The following is a 20,302-nucleotide window of genomic DNA, read 5'->3' as shown; positions in this document are numbered from 1 at the left end:
TAGAAGTTCAGCCTTAATAAAATAGATCAGGGGCATCAACACAGAGGTTGATGCCCCTTTTTTTATTGCAGCGCGCTTATGATGCCAATGACAGCGCTTTCAGTTTTGCGTGTTCTGCCAGCCAGGCTTTAACTCTTGCCTGCTGGTTTTCGTTGAGCCACATACCCAGTTTAGTACGGCGCCAGATGGCATCTTCTAACTCGATAACCCATTCTTTTTCGACCAGATAACGAAGCTCAGCTTCGTACAAGCCATGGCCGAAGTCTTCACCTAAATCACTCAGGCTGAGAGCCTTGGACAAGATCAATTCGCTATGGCTACCATAAGTGCTGGCATAACGCTGTGCCAGAGACTCGGGTAACCAACCGTGTTGATGACGGAGTTTGGCGGCATAGCTGTCACGGTCGCCCCCAATATCGCCTCCTGGCAGAGAACCATTTTTAGTCCACGCAGGGCCGCAACCTGGATAGTAGGGTGCCAGTTTTTCCATTGCGTGTTCAGCCAGCTTGCGGTAAGTGGTGAGTTTGCCACCAAATACAGAAAGCAGCGGTGCTTTGCCTTCATCATCATGCACATCCAGCGTGTAATCGCGGGTGACGGCCTGCGGTGAGTCAGACTCATCATCACACAGAGGCCTTACGCCAGAGTATGTCCAAACAATATCGTCACGGCCTAGCTGTTTTTTAAAGTGGTCGTTGTAAACCTTCAGCAGGTAGTCGATTTCGTTATCGTCGATCTTGACCTCTTTAGGGTCTCCGTGGTACTCGACATCGGTAGTACCGATGATAGAAAACTCTTCAAGCCACGGAATGACAAACACAATACGGTGGTCTTCGTTCTGTAAAATATAAGACTGTGGTTGGTTATGTACTCTTGGTACCACAATATGGCTGCCTTTGATCAGACGAATGCCATAAGGCGATTTGAGTTTCAATCCATCATCAAAGAAGTTTTTTACCCAAGGGCCAGTGGCATTAACCAAGCCTTTAGCGCGCCAGCTAAATGACTTACCACTGTCTACGTCGGTAGCTTCTACTACCCACAGGCCATTTTCACGCCAAGCGCGGGTCACTTTGGTACGTGTACGCACGTCTCCACCGCGCTCGGATACAGCTTGAGCGTTCAGAACCACTAGGCGTGCATCGTCTACCCAGCAATCAGAATATTCGAAACCGCGCTTCAGTTCTGGTTTCAAAACGGATCCGGGGCCAAAGCTTAAGCCTTTACTGCCAGGTAGGCTGGTGCGTTTTCCCAAGTGGTCGTAAAGGAACAATCCGGTACGGATCATCCAAGCTGGCCGCAGATGCGGTTGATGAGGCAGACGGAAACGCATAGGGAAGGCGATATGCGGTGCTAGTTTTAGCAACACTTCACGTTCGGCAAGAGCCTCGCTAACCAAGCGGAATTCATAGTGTTCCAGGTAACGTAGACCACCGTGGATCAATTTAGAACTGGCGGAAGACGTAGCACAGGCCAAGTCCTGCGCTTCCAGTAGCAGAACAGACAATCCGCGCCCGGCAGCATCTGCCGCGATGCCTGCACCGTTGATACCGCCACCGATAACAATCAAGTCTTTGGTTTCCACGTCAACTGCCTCCAAATGTTCGAAATGGTTCTTTCATGTTCGTTTCCGCTCATTATTGTAATCAAAAACCAACAAACAAGCCAAGAGTTAACCAAAATAAATATTTCTGTGACAAAAATTGTAATATTTATGTGTCGTAGGTGCTGTTGTTTGCAGTGGCTCCTTTTGTAGCTCTAATTATTGAGGTAATAAGTCATTCAGTGAGCTGCAATACATCAATCATTGTCATTAAATGTAATCAAAAAGAGGTAGTTAACTATATCAGGGTGTCAGGGTACGTTTCTTGATTGCACAAAATTGTGATCTAAACGACATAATTTAAAATAATAACTATATCAATACGTTATATGTAAGGTGGGTGAGAATATATTGATTGGTATCAAGAAAAACAATTTCGCTATCAGATTTAAGAATACCCCATAGATTAATCAAATTATCATTTCACTCACAAATTGATACCTTAATAATAAATGAATATCACATATGGATGAATTTATGAGCCTATCCAATCAAAGTCGATCTCTGATTATATTAATTATTTCAGCAGGTTTTATTACAGTCATATCTGAGAGCATCGGTGTCACTATGGTGACCGCTTTTGGTATCAAATTCAGCTTATTACCTATGCTGTATGCGGTAATAATAGGTGTATTAGTGACCCCTGATTTATTGGGTAAAATAGTTAAGCCGATGGGGAATGTTCTTAATCATGAGACAATAAAAATTACCGGAAATATTGTCATGATCTCCTTACTTCCGCTGGGTGTTAAGTATGGCACATTGGTTGGCCCTAATGTTGCGGAGGTAATAAAGGCAGGGCCTGCACTGGTTTTGCAGGAGTTAGGAAATCTGGGTTCGGTGCTCATCGCTATGCCATTGGCTATTTTACTCGGAATGCGCAGAGAGGCTATCGGTGCCTGTTCCAGTATCTCAAGAGAACCTTCATTGGGCGTTATTGGCGAAAAATATGGGATAGATAGTCCCGAAGGTACAGGTGTACTCGGTACTTATATTGTCGGTAGCGTCATTGGGACGGTATTTTTTGGCATTATTAGCCCAGTTGGGTTGAGTTTTGGATTACATCCATTATCACTCGCTGTTGCCTGTGGTTTGGGGTCAGGGAGTATGATGGCAGCCGCATCAGCTTCTCTATCAAATGCCGTACCCGAGTTATCGAGCCAGATCCTGGCATTTGCCGCGACCAGTAACATGCTGGCAGCCGTAACGGGTATGTATGCACTGATCTTTCTGGCACTGCCACTCAGTAATTTCATGTACAAACTTCTTCGCAAATAATCGTATTGGGCAAGAATTATGAATATAAGAGAGTTTTCAGATAACACAAAAATAATTATCCCTTGTATTGCACTGGTAGTATTAGCACAATACGTGGGTAAAGGAATGTCGCCTGTTGAATCAATTCCTGGCGCAGTCATTATGTTCGTTATTATTATTATGTCTCTGCAAATTAAAATGTGGCTGCCTAAAGTCCCTCTTCCGGCTTTTGCCTGGACGACATTAATTGCACTTTTGCTCAGCATGCCATATTCTCCTGTTAGTCATATATTTATGAAGTTAACTAACAAAATTGATTTCCTATCAACTACAACACCACTTTTGGCATTTGCCGGGTTATCCGTGGGAAACAGCCTTGATAAATTAAAGTCACTGAGCTGGAAAATAGTGATTATCTCATTAGTGGTCTTTACCTGTGCATTTTTCGGTGCGGCATTCGTTGCACAATTAATTCTTAAATTCCAGAATATCATTTAAATATTCGGCAATAATTGGAGTGCGTAATGAACGATTACCGGATATCAGAGAGCTTAAAATATCTTGATGAATTCAGTCGGGGAGTTCGACATCATCTTCATACTATCCCTGAAGCATCAGGGATAGAATTTAAAACATCATCTTATTGTAAAGAACTGATGAAATCTTTCGGATATCATATTACTGAATATCCAGGGTATACGGGTTTTCATGCAGATCTCGATATTAGCCCAAAATTAAAAAGAATGGCTATTCGAGCTGACATGGACGGCTTAGAAATGCCAGACCTCACGGAGAATGATTATAAATCCTGCCATGAAAACATGGCTCATAACTGTGGGCATGACTCCCACATGGCGATAGCTCTGACTGCAGCGCGTTTCCTCGCCGAGCATCCTGAGCAGCTCCAGTTTAATGTTCGATTCATCTTTCAGATGGCTGAAGAGGATATGCGGGTACCCGGTGCAGAAAAAATGGTAGAGCTTGGGTGTGTTGATAGCGTTGATGAGATTTATGCGTTGCACAATGATGCTTCAATGGAAGTAGGTTCAATCAACATTAATAATCATATCATGTCTTCATGGGGAGCCGCCTGGACGTTAGACGTTCATGGCATTTCTGCCCATGGCTCTACGCCACAGAATGGGCGCGATGCAATCAGAGAAGCCGTTCGCATCATTGACGATCTGGACTATATTGTTGCCAAGAAAACCAATCCATTTAGCCCTGCCGTTTTTGGTTGTGGCATGATACATGGTGGCACAATTCCTAACGCTGTCCCTGATTATGTTCAGGCTCGGGGAACAATTCGTTCAATGGATGAAGAAACGGATTCAATCCTGAAGAACAGCTTTACGTCAATCATGAAAGAGAGTGCCATTCGGGGATTTGAAACGAATATGGTGTGCACGGGTTATCCGGCTGTGATCAACGATGAATATGCATATCAGCGAGTTGTTACCTGCGCGTCAAAATTCTTGCAGCGTGTAGACTGTAATTGTAAACCTATGACGGGCAGTGAAGATTTTAGCTATATGATTAACGCTATCCCTGCTAAAAAAGGTGCTTTTTTCTTCTTGGGGAGCGGCTGCAAGAGGAAAAATATTTCTAATTATTTACATGCTAATCCGTATTATCTTGATGATGACTGTTTGCTGATTGGTGCACAAATTTTTATTGAGCTGGCCACTAGCGTATAATTTCAAGATAAAAAGGGATGTCTTGCTACATAAAGGCATCCCTTTTCAACGACAATAAGCTCAATCTCCCCATAAACTTATTGAACACCTCTCTTTGATTATCTTCATGAAGTCATCCAGTAGACTGGATGGTATATTTCTTTTTCCAAATATCAAGTAATAGTCAGCAGATGGAACTTCTTCACTTATTTGAACTTCATGCAGTGATAATTTTTTATTTCTGCCTTCACCCATGGGGCTGGCCAGAACTGTCAGGTAGTTTGCACTGGTGACCAAACTCAGGATGGAGGAGATCGAATCAGTTCTTATCGACGAGCTAACATCGATACCATGCATTTCAAGGAAGTCATTAAGTTTATTGTAATAACCGAAGTTCGTTTCTGGCAGCACCCACTTGGCTGATTTTAATTCGGTTAGGCTTTTAGCCCTGGCAAGAGGGTGTAGAGGCGAAGAGAAAACAGCGAAACGACTGCGAAAGAGTTTTTCTGAATGATATTCGTAAGATAGCTCATCGTTAGACACGGTACCTATTGCGCAGTCAATGGTGCTATTACTAATCATGGGAAGTAAACTTGATAATTGGCCCTCATATATGTTGATGGCTACATTTTTGTGAGTAATTTTAAACTCATTTATAACATCAGGTAGTACCGTGTAACCTACAAGTGAAGAGTAACCTAGTGAGAAGGTCTCGTTATTTTTCCCAAACTTCTCTCTGATTTCAGAAACTGATTTTTGTAATCCGTTGATATAAGTTAATATTCTGCCATGAAAGATATTCCCAGCTTGATTGAGGTATACACCTGAGTTAGTTCTGTGGAATAAAGGAACGCCGATATGACTTTCGAGCTCTTTTATTATTCTTGTTACAGAGGGTTGAGTCATATGTAATTTTTTTGATGCACTCATTATTCCACCACATCTTGAAACTTCAAGAAAGACAATGAGATGTTTATTCTTCGGTAAGTCATTCATACAATGCTCGCAGATTATTAAGATACTTATAGTCGTCATACTTCAAGTTGCATGTGCGTTGGCTTTCCTCACTCACCCCAGTCACTTACTTGAGTAAGCTCCTGAGGATTCGTTGCGTTGCCGCCTTCCTGCAACTCGAATTATTTTGGGTATATATACGTTATATATCCGTTGCCATTCAAGCCACAGCGGTGTGGACTGCATTACTCGGCTCGTCTTTGGGCCTCGCACTCGGGCCGCAGCAAGTCGCGTTTAAATTTGCTTCCGGCAGATTTGTTACTCGTCCCAGTCAATGATTTGAGTAAGTTCCTAGGGTTTCGTTATGCAACTTGAATGAACTTGAGTATATAGTGATATGACTATTTTGAATAAACTGTGAGGCTTTTATATTTTCAATTCTGTTTAGGCCTTGTTGAATAAATCAAGTATTTAACGTCACTACCAATTTAGTGTTATATTTAAAGATAACTTTATAATAAATATAAAATAACAAGTTATATCCGACTTCATTCAAGTTTCTGCAAGGCTCAGTGACTTGGCCCCTCCTTGGGCCGCCTGTATCTTGAAAGCGCTTTAGGCTGTGTCCCTTAACCCAATAGTCGCCTTAAAAACAACCGAACAGAGCCTAATTTAAGCATGCAAAGGTAATTTCTGGCTGTTTTCTCCGAGCGTATGGCAATACGACGATGTTCTTTTAATATCCCAAAGCACCGCTCAACAACATTGCGTTTTTGGTACCGCTGAGTATCCAGTTTTCTGCGCCCATCTCGACTGGCTTTTTCATTCGATTTAAAAGGTATAACCGCTTTTATACCTTTTATTTTCAGGTGATTACGAAGCTTCTGGCTCGAATAGCCCTTATCAGCTAACACGGCGTTAGGGCGGGACTTTAGGTGTCCGCTTTTTCTGATAATACCAACTCGGTTTAGCAACGTTTCAGCATATTGACTCTCATGAGCTTGCCCACCGCTCAGGCAAAAGCTTAACGGCAACCCTGAGCTGTCTGTCGCCAAATGGACTTTGGTGCCAAAACCACCTCGAGAGCGACCAAGTCCATGATCCTTGAGTTCATCGGGGTACTTTTTTTAGCTCCTGCTGCCGCTTTTAATGCCCTGATATTGCTGCCGTCCAGTGCTATAGCATCCCAATCGATGAGTTTATTCTCATCCAAAATTTGGAGTAATTTATTGAAAATACTATTTATTACTCCAGATTTTGACCAACGATTAAAGCGGTTGTAAATCGTTTTCCAATTGCCATACCTTTCAGGAAGATCTCGCCAGGGAGCACCAGAGCAAAGCACCCAAAAGATCCCGTTCATTACAGGCCTATGTTCAAGGTAGGGACGACCGCCGCTAACACGATTACGTTCAGGCGGCAACAGGGGGGAAATGAGCGCCCAAGCCTCATCAGGGACATCATAACGAGCCAAATTCAAAAGCCTCTTGTCGGCTAAATATCGCTAAATTGTACAAAAAATAGTTACGGGACACAGCCTAGCATAAAACAAGGCAACCGATGCTTGTCGTAGCTCACCATTAGCACAACTCAAGTTGCACGTCGTATTGCTCGATAATTTTCATTACGCCCGGCGGCGGGGTTTGATCGGTAAACAGATAGTCGATTAAGTTCATATTTCCCAGATTCACCATCGCGTTACGGCCAAATTTGGAGTGATCGGTGACCAGCATAACGCAACGAGAATTTTCGATAATCGCGCGCTTAGTACGAACTTCGTGATAATCGAATTCGAGCAATGAACCATCCATGTCGATACCACTGATACCGAGAATGCCGTAGTCAAGCCGGAATTGGGAAATAAAGTCCAACGTAGCTTCTCCCATGATGCCACCGTCGCGGGTGCGCACTTCACCACCCGCTAAGATAAGACGAAAATCTTCCTTGACCGTGAGGAGAGTAGCAACGTTGAGATTGTTGGTCACTACGCGTAGATTTTTATGGTTCATCAGTGCATGGGCAACGGCTTCAGGCGTGGTGCCAATATCAATGAACAACGTTGCACCATCCGGGATCTGGCTGGCAACGCGTTGGGCGATGCGAGCCTTCTCTTCCGACCACATCACTTTGCGATCGTGATAGGCAGTGTTTACTGAGCTTGAAGGTAAGGCTGCGCCGCCGTGATGACGCTGTATTTTGTTCTGATCGGCTAGGTCATTTAAGTCGCGACGAATGGTTTGCGGGCTGACTTCAAAGTGCTCTACCAACTCTTCTGTGCTGACATATCCTTGTTGGCGAACTAATTCGATAATAGCGCCATGACGCTGTGTTTGCTTCACGATAATCCCCTAATACGCTGGTACGTTCGCTGTATTTCAACCTCGATATATACCCGTTGTCCCTCACGCTTCAAGCCGGTGGGAATGATGAGGAACGCCAAACGCGGTTCACTCCTCCCAGGCGGTTTGTATCGCGCATTCATACGCACAACGGTTGGCTATAGCCTGTGCACGCTCTTACCTGTAGCACTATTCCATGTGGCGATTTGATCGCGTTTAAATCGGTCTACGACCGATTTGTTCCTCAGTTGCTGCGTTATGTGGTACAGGTTTGTGCCTTACTCCTCCGGGGCCAACGTAAGCGCTGTTCAAAAACGCATTGCGTTTTTGAACAGCAACCTGAAGAAATGTCTTGCGGTTATTGTTTGTTGTACGTGTGATGACGCGTGTCCCAGAATGCCATCAATAACCCTAGCACTAAACCGGCGATATGTGCCGCATTTGCGATCGACATCCCTAAGATATCGAAATATCCGGCAACCAACCAGAGCACAGAAAATACCATTAAGCCCCGTGGCAAGCTTAAGCCACTTTCCGGGGCTCGCTCGCCGCTCAACCAGACGTATCCCATCAGGGCATAAACGACCCCAGAAAGTCCGCCGAACAGTGCACCACTGAACAAGGATTGTGCCCAGCCGCTGAAAAAGGCTGATACTACGGTAATGACGAACAGTTTTCCGGCCCCGAGACGTTTCTCTAAAGGGCCTCCCAGATACCACCACCACAGCAGATTAAAAGTGATGTGCAGCAGCGAAAAGTGTAGAAGCGCATGACTTACCCAACGCCACAGCTGACTATATTGCGATCCATTTTGTGGCCAGGAAAGCCAGAACATCACCGTATTGCCCCCCAACACTTGCATTAGTATGTAGACCACAATACTCAATGCCATCACGGTGAGAGTCAGGGGGCCAGCCTTGTTACGGATGGTTTGCAGATAGGAAAACTGTTGGTAATGCAAACCGGTGTTGGTGCTACCTGCCTGCCAACTGGCTGCCTGATAACGCTGATTGAGGGGATCAAGCAAAAACTGTTGTAGTTCGTGTTGTACTTGTTCCAGACGACCATCCTCTGCTAGCCAGATTTCGGTTGCTTCACCGGCATTGTGGACCTCAAGTATGACCCCCTGTGTTGCCATATAATCGACAAAGGCCTGCGCCAAGCGAGGGTTGGATACGGCGATCACTCGAACCATAGGTTTTCCGTCTAAGTAGATGACTTTGGCCGTGGGTTTAGTCCCCTGCGGCGTTAATGCCTGATTATACCTTTGAAATCTTGAGCATAGGGAACAGATATTGAAAAACAAAGGAGAATTCAGTTTAGCGCCTATCCCTCCAGGGCTATTTCATTGGCCATTGTAGCTCTAGACAGAACTCTAAATTCTCACCTACTACGTGTACTTGGGTTTCTGTACGCTGTTCGTTGTCTATTAGGGATAGGCTCTTAGGCCACTTCTACCCGTGACTCGCGAAGTTACGCCAACGTTTCAACATCTTGTGGAAACTGGCGGGACCAGGCTTCGAAACCGCCGTCGATACTGTACACAGCATCGAATCCCTGGTGCAGAAGGTACTGGGCGGCACCACGGCTGCTATTACCGTGGTAACACATCACCATGACCGGGTGATCGAACTCATTCTGCTGCATAAAGGTTGGTAGGGTGGCATTGGTTAGATGAAAAGCACCTGGCGTGTGCCCTGCGGCAAAACTTTGCGGATCGCGAATGTCGACCAATACGGCGCTGCCGTCTTTCCAACGTTGATATGCCTGTTCAACGCTGATCGCTTCAAATTGTTCCATGACTTCAATATACCCCGTAACATAGTGGAATGGTGTGCTACTCATCGACCTTCAAATCGTAGTCTAGGCTGTGTCTCTTAACTGTACGCGAGCGCCGCTGGCGGTCATTTTCGCGCAGAGCAAGGCGTGAGCCGCGAGGTTGGGTGTCCCCAATAAGCGGCGAGCAACGCAGCAATGCACGCCAATGGCGCCAGCCCGTAGGGTCGCGCCCCAAAAGCCCATTCTCTGTGTTGTCGGGCTTGAACAGAGGGCCACTCTGCCCTTCACCCTCCGCCTTGATAATGGGTTTTTGGGTCTGCGACGGGACCACGGACAGTTAAGGGACACAGCCTAGTGTATCCAACTTCGGTGCAAATAAGACCAGAGCAAAGCCAGGGGTTTACCAGAAAGCGTGCTTTCTGCCAGTTGTGTACTTTAACTTGCCTGTGGTGCCACGATAGACCCAAAGGGAAGGGGATAGTCGTCCGCTATTCAAACAAGCATTACGGGGTAGGGAAGGGGCTGCCTAGACGAGTTTCACGTCGACACCTTGTTGACGTAATTGTTCTACTATCGCTGGGCTGGCATCCTGCCCAGTGATCACGATATCGATCTGCTCGGTGCGGCTAAACAACATCCCTGCACGCTGGCCAACTTTACTGCTGTCGACCAGCACCACCAGTTTGCCGACGTAGTTGAGCATCTTCTGTTCGGCCATTGCCGTGAGCATATCGGTTTTATACAGTCCATCAGTAGTAAGGCCTATGCCGCTGGTAAACATCCAGTGCCCGGCATACAGGCTGGCATCGCCATCCTGTGGCGCTAAAGTGATAGCTTGGCTCTTATTGTATTGCCCCCCCATGATCACCACGCTTTCGTGTTCACGCTCGATCAGGTAATTAGCTAGCGGCAAGTAGTTGGTAATCACCTGTACTTCTTTACCGCACATTTCGCGCCCTAGCAGGAATGCAGTAGAACCACAGTTAATCACTACACTTTCCCCTGGCAGGCAAAGCTGAGCGGCTGCCCTGGCGATGCGCATTTTCTCGTCCAGGTGCTGCGTTTGATGGATATTGAGGGGAGACCATGCCGTGCGGGGGGGACAGGTGGCCTCAGCGCCGTTGCGTACCTTGCGCAATTTTCCTATTTCATTGAGTTTATTAATATCGCGGCGCGCGGTGGCGGGTGAGACCTCAAATGCTGCAATCACATCAGCCACAGAAATCTGACCCTTACTCTGCAAGAGATCGATAATGGCATTATGGCGTTGTGATTCTGTCATGCAGGCTCCATCAGGGAATAAGAACTATACTCAGTTAATTATATGCTCACATTCTGACGATTTGAATCATCTATGTGCAGAAGTGCGCATAAAGAGGTAAAAGACTTATACCCGTCCTCCTTCAGGCGTCAACGATGTCGGCTTTACTCGCGCCGCCAGTGACATAATGAGCTATGTTCCTAGAGGCTTGAGCGCTTGCCGCATTATTCGTCTACGTTTGTGCTTTACCCCTTTCTGACCAGTGCAAGTGCTGTTCAAAAACGCATTGCGTTTTTGTCATGCAACGTGAATGGACTTAGGTATATATGATCTTTGCTAACCTCTACAGGAAAGATTTAAACGGCAAATCAGGTTCAATAGTAAAGCAGTCTTCAAAGCCACGCGGATAGTGATATTCAAAATTATCTTTATCCAGCGGCCAGGTGAATTTGCCGCCTACCTGCCAGATAAATGGCTTGAAGCCGTATTTCAAACGTTCTTTCTTCATTTCCCAGAGTACGCGAATTTCTTGTGGGTCAGCTTGGAAATTCGACCAGATATCATGATGGAACGGAATGACGACTTTGGCATTGAGAGATTCTGCCATGCGCAGAATGTCGGCACTGGTCATTTTATCGGTAATACCGCGAGGGTTTTCACCGTAGGAACCGAGCGCTACATCGATCTGATGATCATTACCATGCTTGGCGTAATAGTTGGAATAGTGGGAATCACCACTGTGGTAGAGGTTACCGCCGGGTGTTTTGAACAGGTAGTTAACCGCACGTTGGTCCATCCCATCGGGTAATACACCCGCCGCTCTTTGTTCTGCAGGAAGCGTGATCAGAGCAGTGCGATCAAAGGCATCAAGTGCGTGAATTTCTATATCCTTGATTTTTATTACATCCCCAGGTTTTACGGCGATACAGCGCTCGCGGGGAACCCCCCAGCCAATCCACATATCCACGCAGCTCTGTGGTCCGATGAAGGGTACCGAAGCCTCACAGTTTTGCATCACCGCGGCCGCGACGTTGACATCGATATGGTCATTATGATCATGAGTTGCGAGTACGGCATCAATCGTCTTGATTGCAAAGGGGTCAAGTACGAAGGGAGTCGTACGCAGATTTGGCTGCAACTTTTTAACCCCTGCCATGCGTTGCATCTGGTGGCCTGTTTTCATCAGCGGGTTGTTGTGGCTTTGTTTACCTGTGCCGCACCAAAAATCAACACAAAGGTTGGCATTTTCCTCCGACTTCAGCCAGATCCCGGTACATCCCAACCACCACATCGCGAAGGTTCCTGGGGCAACTTGCTCCTGTTCTATTTCTTCATTCAGCCAGGAGCCCCACTCTGGGAAAGTACTCAGTATCCAGGATTCACGCGTGATAGTAGTGACTTTACTCATGATTTTTCCTCGCAAGCAGGTTGTTAAATTCAAATAAAATCAAAATAATCATTTAATGATTTGTTGTGATTTTATTTGGTTAAACTTAACACCATTAACGTCATCTTACAACTCGTGAATGCGCGGGGACATGATGGTTTTACTGCCTGATGATAAGTGTATGACGTCTTGTGATGATCATTAATTTGCTTTAATTCAACAAGTAATGAGTTATTTATAAATCCAATAGATTCAATCAATAGGCTTTGTCCATATAACTTGCGAGGTTGCTCACAAATAATCATTTGTGATCTTTTTATGATTCTCTGTGATTGATATGGTGAGGTTGTCCCCGCGTTAAGTTGGCGCTCTGGTATAAATGCCAGCCGCGTTATCTGCGGCGCATCAGGTAATGCCAAACGCTATTTGGAGAGCTGTATGGAAATCCTCTACACCATCTTCACCGTTTTTTTTAATCAGGTTATGACCAACGCGCCTTTGTTACTGGGGCTGGTTACATTGCTGGGCTATTTGCTGCTGCGAAAAAGTGCGGCGGTGATCGTTAAAGGCACGATAAAAACAATTATCGGTTTTATGCTGTTGCAGGCAGGTTCCGGCATCTTGACGAGTACTTTCAAACCCGTAGTGGCCAAACTTTCCGAGGTCTACAGCATCAATGGTGCCATCTCCGATACCTATGCTTCGATGATGGCGACTATTGAACGCATGGGGGATGCCTATAGCTGGGTTGGCTATGCGGTGTTATTGGCCTTGGCACTCAACATTGTTTATGTATTGCTGCGGCGGGTCACTGGTATCCGTACCATCATGCTGACTGGCCACATTATGTTTCAACAGGTTGGTCTGATTGCGGTGTTCTTCTACATTTTGGGTTACGACATGTGGACCACCGTGCTGTGCAGCGCCCTGATCGCCTCTCTTTACTGGGGGATCACTTCCAACATGATGTTCAAACCAACCCAGTCAGTCACGGAAAACAGCGGTTTTTCGATTGGTCACCAGCAACAGTTTGCTTCATGGGTCGCCTATAAATTGGCACCGTACCTAGGCAAAAAAGAAGAGAGCGTGGAAGAACTCAAACTGCCTGGCTGGCTCAATATTTTCCACGACAACATCGTCTCTACCGCGATCGTTATGACGGTGTTCTTCGGCATCATTCTCTGCTCATTCGGGCTGGACACATTGCAGCAAATGGCTGGCAAAACCCACTGGACAATCTACATCCTGCAAACTGGCCTGATGTTCGCCGTCGCCATTTTCATCATCGTGCAAGGCGTACGTATGTTCGTTGCCGAACTTACCGAGGCATTTAATGGCATTTCCCAACGGCTGATCCCGGGTGCTGTGTTGGCCATAGATTGTGCGGCTATCTACAGCTTTGCCCCTAATGCGGTGGTATGGGGGTTTATGTGGGGAACCATTGGGCAGTTGATTGCGGTTGGCATTCTGTTGGCTGTGGGATCCTCAATCATGATTATTCCCGGTTTTATCCCGATGTTCTTCTCTAACGCCACTATCGGCGTGTTTGCCAACCATTTTGGCGGCTGGCGTGCGGCGATGAAAATCTGTCTGGTGATGGGGATGCTCGAAATATTTGGCTGTGTCTGGGCCATTAAATTGACCGGGCTAAGTGCATGGATGGGTATGGCGGATTGGTCAATTCTCGCGCCGCCGTTGATGCAAGGTTTGAGTTTTGGCCTGTGGTTTATGGGCGTGGTGGTGCTTATTGCGCTGCTGTACATGTTCTTTGCCGGTCGGACGCTACGAGCGGAGGAAAATGCAGAAAAACAACTCACTGAATCGGCTTCAAATTAACTGGAGAGCACATTATGACGGTACGAATTCTAGCGGTATGTGGTTGCGGACAGGGAAGCTCCATGATCATGAAAATGAAAGTCGACCAATTCCTGACCCAACAAGGGGTGGATCACACAGTGAATAGCTGTGCGGTCGGGGAATATAAATCCGAACTCAGCAGTGCAGATATCATTATTGCCTCAACCCACGTGGCGGACGAAATCACGGTGAGTGGTAACAAATATGTGGTCGGCGTACGCAATATGCTTTCTGCCGCAGATTTTGGACTCAAACTCATGGCCGTGATCGAGGCTCATTTCGCAAAAGATATCAGGTGAGGCAAAGGGGATGAAGCTGAGTGATTCACTGGCGGATAACAATTCAATTCGACTTCAGGCTGAAGCACAGGACTGGCAACAGGCGGTAAAAATTGGCGTCGATCTACTGGTTGAGGCGGGCGTAGTCGAGCCACGTTATTTCGACGCTATCCTGGCGGGGGTTGAGCAATTTGGTCCTTACTTTGTCTTGGCCCCAGGGTTGGCAATGCCGCATGGCAGGCCAGAAGAAGGCGTGCTGAAAACCGGATTTGCACTGGTAACGCTGCAAACACCGGTATGTTTCGGTGACGATGACAACGACCCGATCGACATACTGATCACCATGGCTGCAGTCGATGCCAAAACGCATCAAGAAGTTGGCATTCTGCAGGTGGTTAATCTGTTTGATGATGAGGGCAATTTTGAACGCTTGCGTTCGTGCCGTTCGCCGCAACAGGTTCTGGATCTGATTAACCAAACGTCTGCTTCTGCTGCAGACCATTAAGGAGAACAAGGTGGTAAATACTTTACCTATGCTACAAGTGGCGCTGGATAACCAGTCAATGGATGATGCTTACCGCACGACGCGCCTGATTGCCAATGAAGTCGATATCATCGAAGTTGGCACCATATTGTGCGTTGCTGAGGGGATTCGTGCGGTTCGCGATCTAAAAGCCCTTTACCCAGACCGGATCGTATTAGCTGATGCCAAAATCGCCGATGCCGGTAAAATTCTCTCGCGCATGTGTTTTGACGCCAATGCAGACTGGATAACGGTGATTTGCTGCGCTGATATTAACACCACCAAGGGTGCACTAGCGGTAGCGAAAGAATTCAATGGTGATGTACAGATCGAGCTGACGGGTTTCTGGACCTGGGAGCAAGCACAAGAATGGCGTGAGGTGGGTATCCAACAAGTGGTTTACCACCGTAGCCGTGACGCGCAGGCTGCTGGGGTGGCATGGAGTGAGGCAGATATCACCGCTATAAAGCGTCTTTCCGATATGGGTTTCAAAGTAACGGTGACCGGCGGGCTGGCATTGGAAGATTTGCCGCTGTTTAAAGGGATCCCTATTCACGTGTTTATTGCTGGCCGTAGCATTCGAGATGCATCCGACCCCGTGGCCGCGGCTCGTAAGTTTAAACACGCTATTGCCCAATTGTGGGGCTAAGGAGCGATTATGGTTCCTTTAGGTATTTACGAAAAGGCGTTACCTAGCGGCGGTAGCTGGTTTGAACGTTTGCAGTTGGCGCGCGAATTGGAGTTCGACTTTGTCGAGATATCGATCGATGAAAGCGATGAGCGTTTGGCACGATTGGACTGGAGCCGCGAGCAGCGTTTGGCATTAGTCACTGCCGTTGCTAACAGCGGCGTACGGGTACCATCAATGTGCTTGAGTGCACATCGGCGTTTTCCTTTAGGCAGTGAGGATGATGCCGTCAGAGATCAGGGGCTGATTATCATGCAGAAAGCCATTCGATTGGCTCAGGATACCGGCATTCGTGTGATCCAACTGGCGGGTTACGACGTCTATTATCAACAGGCGAATGACAATACCCGGGAGAGGTTTCGCTTGGGGCTGCAACAGGCGGTGGAAATGGCCAGTCGTGCACAAGTGACATTGGCGATGGAAATTATGGATTACCCTTTGATGAGCTCCATCAGTAAAGGGCTTGGATACATCCATTATATGGATAATCCTTGGTTCCAGCTCTATCCAGATATTGGCAATCTTTCAGCCTGGGACAATGACGTTCCGATGGAACTGATAGCTGGCCGTGGTCATATCGTTGCCGTGCATGTTAAAGATACCCAGCCTGGAGTTTTCAAGGGAGTCCCTTTTGGTGAGGGCGTTGTGGATTTTGAACGTTGTTTTACCGCCTTGCAGCAAAGTGGTTATCGTGGCCCTTATCTGATCGAAATGTGGAGTGAAAAGGCAGCGGACCCAATACGTGAGGTGAAAGCTGCACGTGCCTGGGTGGTGGAGAGAATGATTAACGCCGGGCTAGCAATAGGAGCAGAGTCATGCTTGAACAGCTGAAACAGCAGGTATACGCCGCCAATATGGCTTTGCCTGCACATGGCCTAGTGACCTACACCTGGGGCAACGTCAGTGGGATTGATCGTAAGAGTGGTGCCGTGGTGATCAAACCGAGTGGGATTCCCTATGAGCAAATGCAGCCTGCAGACATGGTGGTTGTGGATTTAGCGGGTAATGTACTCGAAGGACGCTTTAGGCCGTCGTCTGACACCCCGACGCATCTAGAGTTGTATCGTTGCTATTCGCAATTAGGTGGCATTGTCCATACCCATTCAACCCATGCAACAGCTTGGGCTCAGGCTGGGCGAGCCATCCCTGCCTTGGGGACCACTCACGCAGATTACTTTGCGGAAGATATTCCTTGTACCCGAGGCCTGACGGCAACGGAGGTTTCTGGAGACTATGAATTGGAAACCGGGCGGGTCATTGTGGAAACATTGGGTGAGAGCGAACCGATGTATACGCCAGGGATTGTCGTTTATCAGCACGGACCATTTAGTTGGGGCAGCTCACCGGACGAGGCGGTACACAATGCCGTTGTTTTAGAGGAAGTAGCGAAAATGGCTTGGATCAGTTGCGGTATCAATCCTGACCTTCGCCACATTGATGCCCATTTAAGGGAAAAGCATTTCAGTCGCAAACATGGGCCAAATGCTTATTATGGGCAACAGTAGCTTCCCTGGTGGGCTTTCACGTGCACGTTAAGCGCAGGGTGGAAGAAAACGTAGCCTCATCCCAGTAGGATGCTCTTAGGCACCGTATCCCATCATCTTGAGTAACTGTTGTGCTTGCTGAACCGCCTCTTGCCGATGTGCTACGCCCAATTTTTGATAAAGATTACGAATATGGGTTTTGATGGTGGTGGCTGCCACGGCCAGTTCATTGGCTATTTTCTCATTGCTATAACCTGAGTAAATCAGGCCCAAAACCTGCCATTCACGCTGTGTTAACGGGCTGGTACGAATAAGTTCCGGCACTTGTGGATGGGTCAGTAATTTGTCGACGAAGTTCTCATCAAAATGAGCAAATTTGTGGCGATGATGCTGGTTGATGTCGCGCAGAATACGTTGGGCACGATGTTGTTCCAACTCCGGTAGTGCATTGAGTTGGATCAACTGACGTAGCTGTTGCGCCATAGTTTCGCCCTCAATAACAAAATGGCTGATAAAACCAGTCCTGTTTGCCAGCGTCAGCGCCTCTATCAGAACTCTTAACGCATCACTTTTACGGTTCATTTGCCAGTAGAGCTGATTACTGAGTAAAAGGTTACGGTTGAGATCGCTTACTAACCGCAGGCGACGAGCGTTTTCGTTTAATTCGTCTAATACCACTTCGGCTTCTTCGTATTGGCCGAGGAGGATCTGTACTCGTGCGATATTGCGCCATTGGCCCTGCATAAAATGGTTATTTGCCATACCGGGTTTTTCGGTATGGCGTAGCCAATTTGCGGCTGCAACGGTATCACCCGTGATCTGCCAATGGACCACTCGCGGTTTATCGGCGTTGGTTAGCCAGTCACGGTGATACTGCGAGCCATGAAGCAGTACTTCACAGCGCTGTAGGTGAGTATTAGCGTTATCCAGATCGCCTCGCGCCAGTGAACACTTCGCTAGCATTGCCAGACATTGCAACTGCTGTTGTGGCTGGTAGTTAGACAACACTTTTAGCCCTTCACGGGCTGCCTCTTCAGCTTCATCCAGCCGCGACCATGACCAAAGAACCTGTGAACGGATACGCAGCAGAAATTCGTGCATAGGTAACTGTTCTAAATGCTGTTCACGTACCAGCCCGAAGGCTTTTTCCTGTGTCTCATAAGCTGCCTGCAAGAAACCCTGTGCTATCAGGATCTCGCTTTGCTGCAGAAGAGCCCACAGCGCGTAATGGTAAGCCTGATGACGGTGCGCCATCTGTTCAGTCTGCTGCATCATGGGTAATGCCCGTGCCAGTTCACCTTTACAGTGATGTACCTCACCCGTGACCGAGGTAGCAACAATACGGCTGTAATAGCTGGAAAGTGGCAGGAACTTCAGCGCTTCAGTCGCCAACCGCTCAGCCTCTTCGGGTTTACCGGCGTTGATTGCCACTTGAGCACGCAGTGCATCGAATTCCGCATGCAGGGTCTGGTCAATAGTGACCTGCTGATTATGCATGGCGTGTTCAGCACGCTCCAACAGGGTGTCCACCTCGCTATAACGGTGCTGACTTTGTGCTAACCAGGCTTGTAGCAACGCCAGTTTAGGGCTCTGGATCAACCGCTCGTAAGGGAGTGCGTTCAAACACTCTTCGAGCAATGCCAATTCGCTGTGGTGGAACAAAGACCAAGCGTGCTGTAGCAGGATATCGCGCAACATATTAACATCGCTGGCAGCGAGTGCATGGTGAATGGCTTCGGCTGGATAACCCAATGCTAACCAGCCTTCAGCTGCAGAACGGTGCAATCCGGGTAATTCTAACGCCAACTCCCATTGGCAACGTTGGCGTAGGAACGAGGCGAAAAGGGGATGGAAACAGAACCATTCGCCAGTATCGTCCATACGGTGGATAAATAGCCCGTGGCGCTCGAGCTCTTCGAGGCGTTGCTGACCGTTATCCTCCTCCGTCAAGCGAACAATCAGTGCGTCATTCAGTGAACGCAATATCGAGCAGCGCAACAGAAAGGAGCGGGTGTCCGCATCGACACGATCTAACACCTCATCCACCAGATAATCGGAAAGGTGGCTGGCATTCAGCCCGGCCAGACGTTTTGCTGATTGCTGGGCTGAAGAGGCCGATTGACGGGCAGAAAGAGCGATCAGCTGTAGAGCTGTCGCCCAGCCTTCTACTTCGTCACATAATCGGCTGCTGTCATGTTGTTCAATTGGCGAACTTAGCCGGCAGTCAAAGAACTGTTTTGCTTCCTGGTGAGTAAATGCCAAGTGCTGGGTATTCAACTCCAATAATTGATCGCGTACGCGGAGATTGGCGATGCCAAGTGGTGGTAATGTTCGTGATAGCAGGAGCAACGTCAGATTTTCAGGCTGGTGGCGCAGGAAGAAACGCATTGCTTCATGAACTTGATGATTAGTGATCAAATGGTAATCATCGATTACCAGGTATAAGGGGCTATGCCAGTCAGACAGTTCGATAAACAACTGAGCAAACAGGGCCGAGAGGTTGGCGTATTGATGTTTTTGGCTTAATGCTTCGCTCTTGACACAGTGACCACCTGTTGCCTGCTGGAGTGCAGCAATCAGATAGCTGGCAAAGCGTTCTGGCTGGTTGTCACTCTCATCCAGTGAGTACCATCCCAGATCGGATTTGTCCGCAGCCCATTGAGCAATCAGCGTCGTTTTACCATATCCTGCAGGACAATTGACCAAGGCCAGACGATAGTTTACTACGCAGGCTAACTTCACCAACAGGCGATCGCGTACCACGGTATTTTGCAGCCGTACCGGACGGCTCAGTTTTGATGGGATCAGCATAATGTTCCAGATGTAAAGTGCGGTTCCCGTCGCCGAAGGACTGCCCGAAGGGATTCATCTCACCGCGACCCTGCTTCGTAATCAGGATGACTTAACTTCTGACATCGTGAAACGTATTGCAACAAGCTTACGCGTTGTATTGGAGTTAAAGTGTTATCGATCACACTTTTTTACGTTTACCCAGAGATTTAGCTCCGTACCTTTTTGTATTGTAACGTCTCAGGGATCCCTTTATACCCCAATGACTTCAAGATGCAGGTAAACGGCAAAGGAGCGGTAAATCGGTCAAGTGCCGATTTGAACGATGCTTCACTATCCGCAGGGGAACCTCCAGGGCGAGGTTCATCAACCTCTCAGAGCTTGGTAAACCAAGTATTTGCATTATTGGAAGAGGGTAAAAAAGTG

At 47.5% G+C, this 20,302-nt stretch carries 18 protein-coding genes; 9 read left to right on the top strand and 9 right to left on the bottom strand.

Going from position 1 to position 20,302, the window contains the following annotated elements; genetic code table 11:
• Nucleotides 1–76 precede the first annotated feature (76 nt).
• Nucleotides 77–1,585 carry a glycerol-3-phosphate dehydrogenase gene (gene glpD, locus OK023_RS16560; RefSeq protein WP_317693745.1) on the bottom strand — a complete coding sequence of 503 codons (1,509 nt, stop codon included), beginning with the start codon at nucleotides 1,583–1,585 and terminating at the stop codon, nucleotides 77–79.
• Nucleotides 1,586–2,068: 483 nt separating this feature from the next.
• Here glpD and OK023_RS16555 point away from each other — a divergent pair, with 483 nt between their 5' ends.
• From OK023_RS16555 to OK023_RS16545, 3 genes are read left to right on the top strand one after another with little or no spacing between them, the layout of a single operon-like run.
• On the top strand, nucleotides 2,069–2,881 hold the full coding sequence (locus OK023_RS16555) for a DUF3100 domain-containing protein (RefSeq protein WP_317693744.1): 813 nt from the start codon (nucleotides 2,069–2,071) through the stop codon (nucleotides 2,879–2,881).
• Nucleotides 2,882–2,899: 18 nt separating this feature from the next.
• A complete protein-coding gene (locus OK023_RS16550) occupies nucleotides 2,900–3,358 on the top strand; it encodes a hypothetical protein (RefSeq protein WP_317693743.1) in 459 nt (152 codons plus the stop codon).
• A 26-nt stretch (nucleotides 3,359–3,384) separates the two neighbouring features.
• A complete protein-coding gene (locus OK023_RS16545; protein WP_317693742.1) occupies nucleotides 3,385–4,557 on the top strand; it encodes a M20 family metallopeptidase in 1,173 nt (390 codons plus the stop codon).
• 60 nt (nucleotides 4,558–4,617) lie between these two features.
• Here OK023_RS16545 and tdcA read toward each other — a convergent pair whose 3' ends face one another.
• The 7 genes from tdcA to ulaG form a co-directional block, all read right to left on the bottom strand.
• Complete coding sequence (tdcA, locus tag OK023_RS16540; RefSeq protein WP_317693741.1) at nucleotides 4,618–5,532, bottom strand: transcriptional regulator TdcA; 915 nt, start codon at nucleotides 5,530–5,532, stop codon at nucleotides 4,618–4,620.
• A 587-nt stretch (nucleotides 5,533–6,119) separates the two neighbouring features.
• Nucleotides 6,120–6,964, bottom strand: a protein-coding gene (locus OK023_RS16535; RefSeq protein ID WP_317693740.1) for an IS5 family transposase whose coding sequence is annotated in 2 segments (ribosomal slippage) — nucleotides 6,120–6,619 and nucleotides 6,619–6,964 — 846 coding nt in all. Because the reading frame shifts where the segments join, the coding sequence is not laid out codon by codon here.
• Between the two features lie 106 nt (nucleotides 6,965–7,070).
• Nucleotides 7,071–7,829: a DeoR/GlpR family transcriptional regulator gene (locus OK023_RS16530; RefSeq protein ID WP_317693739.1), complete on the bottom strand. Its 759-nt coding sequence runs from the start codon at nucleotides 7,827–7,829 to the stop codon at nucleotides 7,071–7,073.
• Nucleotides 7,830–8,187: 358 nt separating this feature from the next.
• Nucleotides 8,188–9,024 carry a rhomboid family intramembrane serine protease GlpG gene (gene glpG, locus OK023_RS16525; RefSeq protein ID WP_317693738.1) on the bottom strand — a complete coding sequence of 279 codons (837 nt, stop codon included), beginning with the start codon at nucleotides 9,022–9,024 and terminating at the stop codon, nucleotides 8,188–8,190.
• Between the two features lie 278 nt (nucleotides 9,025–9,302).
• Nucleotides 9,303–9,629: a thiosulfate sulfurtransferase GlpE gene (gene glpE, locus OK023_RS16520; RefSeq protein ID WP_317697780.1), complete on the bottom strand. Its 327-nt coding sequence runs from the start codon at nucleotides 9,627–9,629 to the stop codon at nucleotides 9,303–9,305.
• A 505-nt stretch (nucleotides 9,630–10,134) separates the two neighbouring features.
• Nucleotides 10,135–10,890 carry an HTH-type transcriptional regulator UlaR gene (ulaR, locus tag OK023_RS16515; protein ID WP_317693737.1) on the bottom strand — a complete coding sequence of 252 codons (756 nt, stop codon included), beginning with the start codon at nucleotides 10,888–10,890 and terminating at the stop codon, nucleotides 10,135–10,137.
• A gap of 322 nt (nucleotides 10,891–11,212) precedes the next feature.
• Nucleotides 11,213–12,277 carry an L-ascorbate 6-phosphate lactonase gene (gene ulaG / locus OK023_RS16510; RefSeq protein ID WP_317693736.1) on the bottom strand — a complete coding sequence of 355 codons (1,065 nt, stop codon included), beginning with the start codon at nucleotides 12,275–12,277 and terminating at the stop codon, nucleotides 11,213–11,215.
• 417 nt (nucleotides 12,278–12,694) lie between these two features.
• Between ulaG and ulaA the strand changes: the two genes are divergently transcribed.
• Genes ulaA through OK023_RS16480 form a run of 6 tightly spaced genes read left to right on the top strand, consistent with a single transcriptional unit; the run spans nucleotide 12,695 to nucleotide 17,107 of the window.
• Nucleotides 12,695–14,092, top strand: coding sequence for a PTS ascorbate transporter subunit IIC (gene ulaA, locus OK023_RS16505; RefSeq protein ID WP_317693735.1), 1,398 nt, complete (start codon nucleotides 12,695–12,697; stop codon nucleotides 14,090–14,092).
• Between the two features lie 14 nt (nucleotides 14,093–14,106).
• Entirely contained in the window at nucleotides 14,107–14,412 is a 306-nt protein-coding gene (gene ulaB, locus OK023_RS16500; RefSeq protein ID WP_317693734.1) for a PTS ascorbate transporter subunit IIB, read from the top strand.
• 10 nt (nucleotides 14,413–14,422) lie between these two features.
• Nucleotides 14,423–14,896 carry a PTS ascorbate transporter subunit IIA gene (ulaC, locus tag OK023_RS16495; RefSeq protein WP_317693733.1) on the top strand — a complete coding sequence of 158 codons (474 nt, stop codon included), beginning with the start codon at nucleotides 14,423–14,425 and terminating at the stop codon, nucleotides 14,894–14,896.
• Between the two features lie 28 nt (nucleotides 14,897–14,924).
• The gene (locus tag OK023_RS16490) at nucleotides 14,925–15,563 is read left to right on the top strand and encodes a 3-keto-L-gulonate-6-phosphate decarboxylase UlaD (protein ID WP_317697778.1); all 639 of its coding nucleotides are present in this window, start codon (nucleotides 14,925–14,927) and stop codon (nucleotides 15,561–15,563) included.
• Nucleotides 15,564–15,572: 9 nt separating this feature from the next.
• A complete protein-coding gene (locus OK023_RS16485) occupies nucleotides 15,573–16,433 on the top strand; it encodes an L-ribulose-5-phosphate 3-epimerase (RefSeq protein ID WP_317693732.1) in 861 nt (286 codons plus the stop codon).
• Nucleotides 16,418–17,107, top strand: a complete 690-nt coding sequence (locus tag OK023_RS16480) for an L-ribulose-5-phosphate 4-epimerase (RefSeq protein ID WP_317693731.1) — start codon at nucleotides 16,418–16,420, stop codon at nucleotides 17,105–17,107. Before OK023_RS16485 ends, OK023_RS16480 begins: the two co-directional genes overlap by 16 nt.
• Before the next feature lie 75 nt (nucleotides 17,108–17,182).
• Here OK023_RS16480 and malT read toward each other — a convergent pair whose 3' ends face one another.
• Entirely contained in the window at nucleotides 17,183–19,897 is a 2,715-nt protein-coding gene (malT, locus tag OK023_RS16475) for an HTH-type transcriptional regulator MalT (protein WP_317693730.1), read from the bottom strand.
• Nucleotides 19,898–20,302 lie beyond the last annotated feature (405 nt).

It is taken from the genome of Serratia sp. UGAL515B_01, from assembly GCF_033095805.1.
GTDB lineage: Bacteria > Pseudomonadota > Gammaproteobacteria > Enterobacterales > Enterobacteriaceae > Chania.
This window is presented reverse-complemented; position numbering and strand designations above follow the sequence as displayed.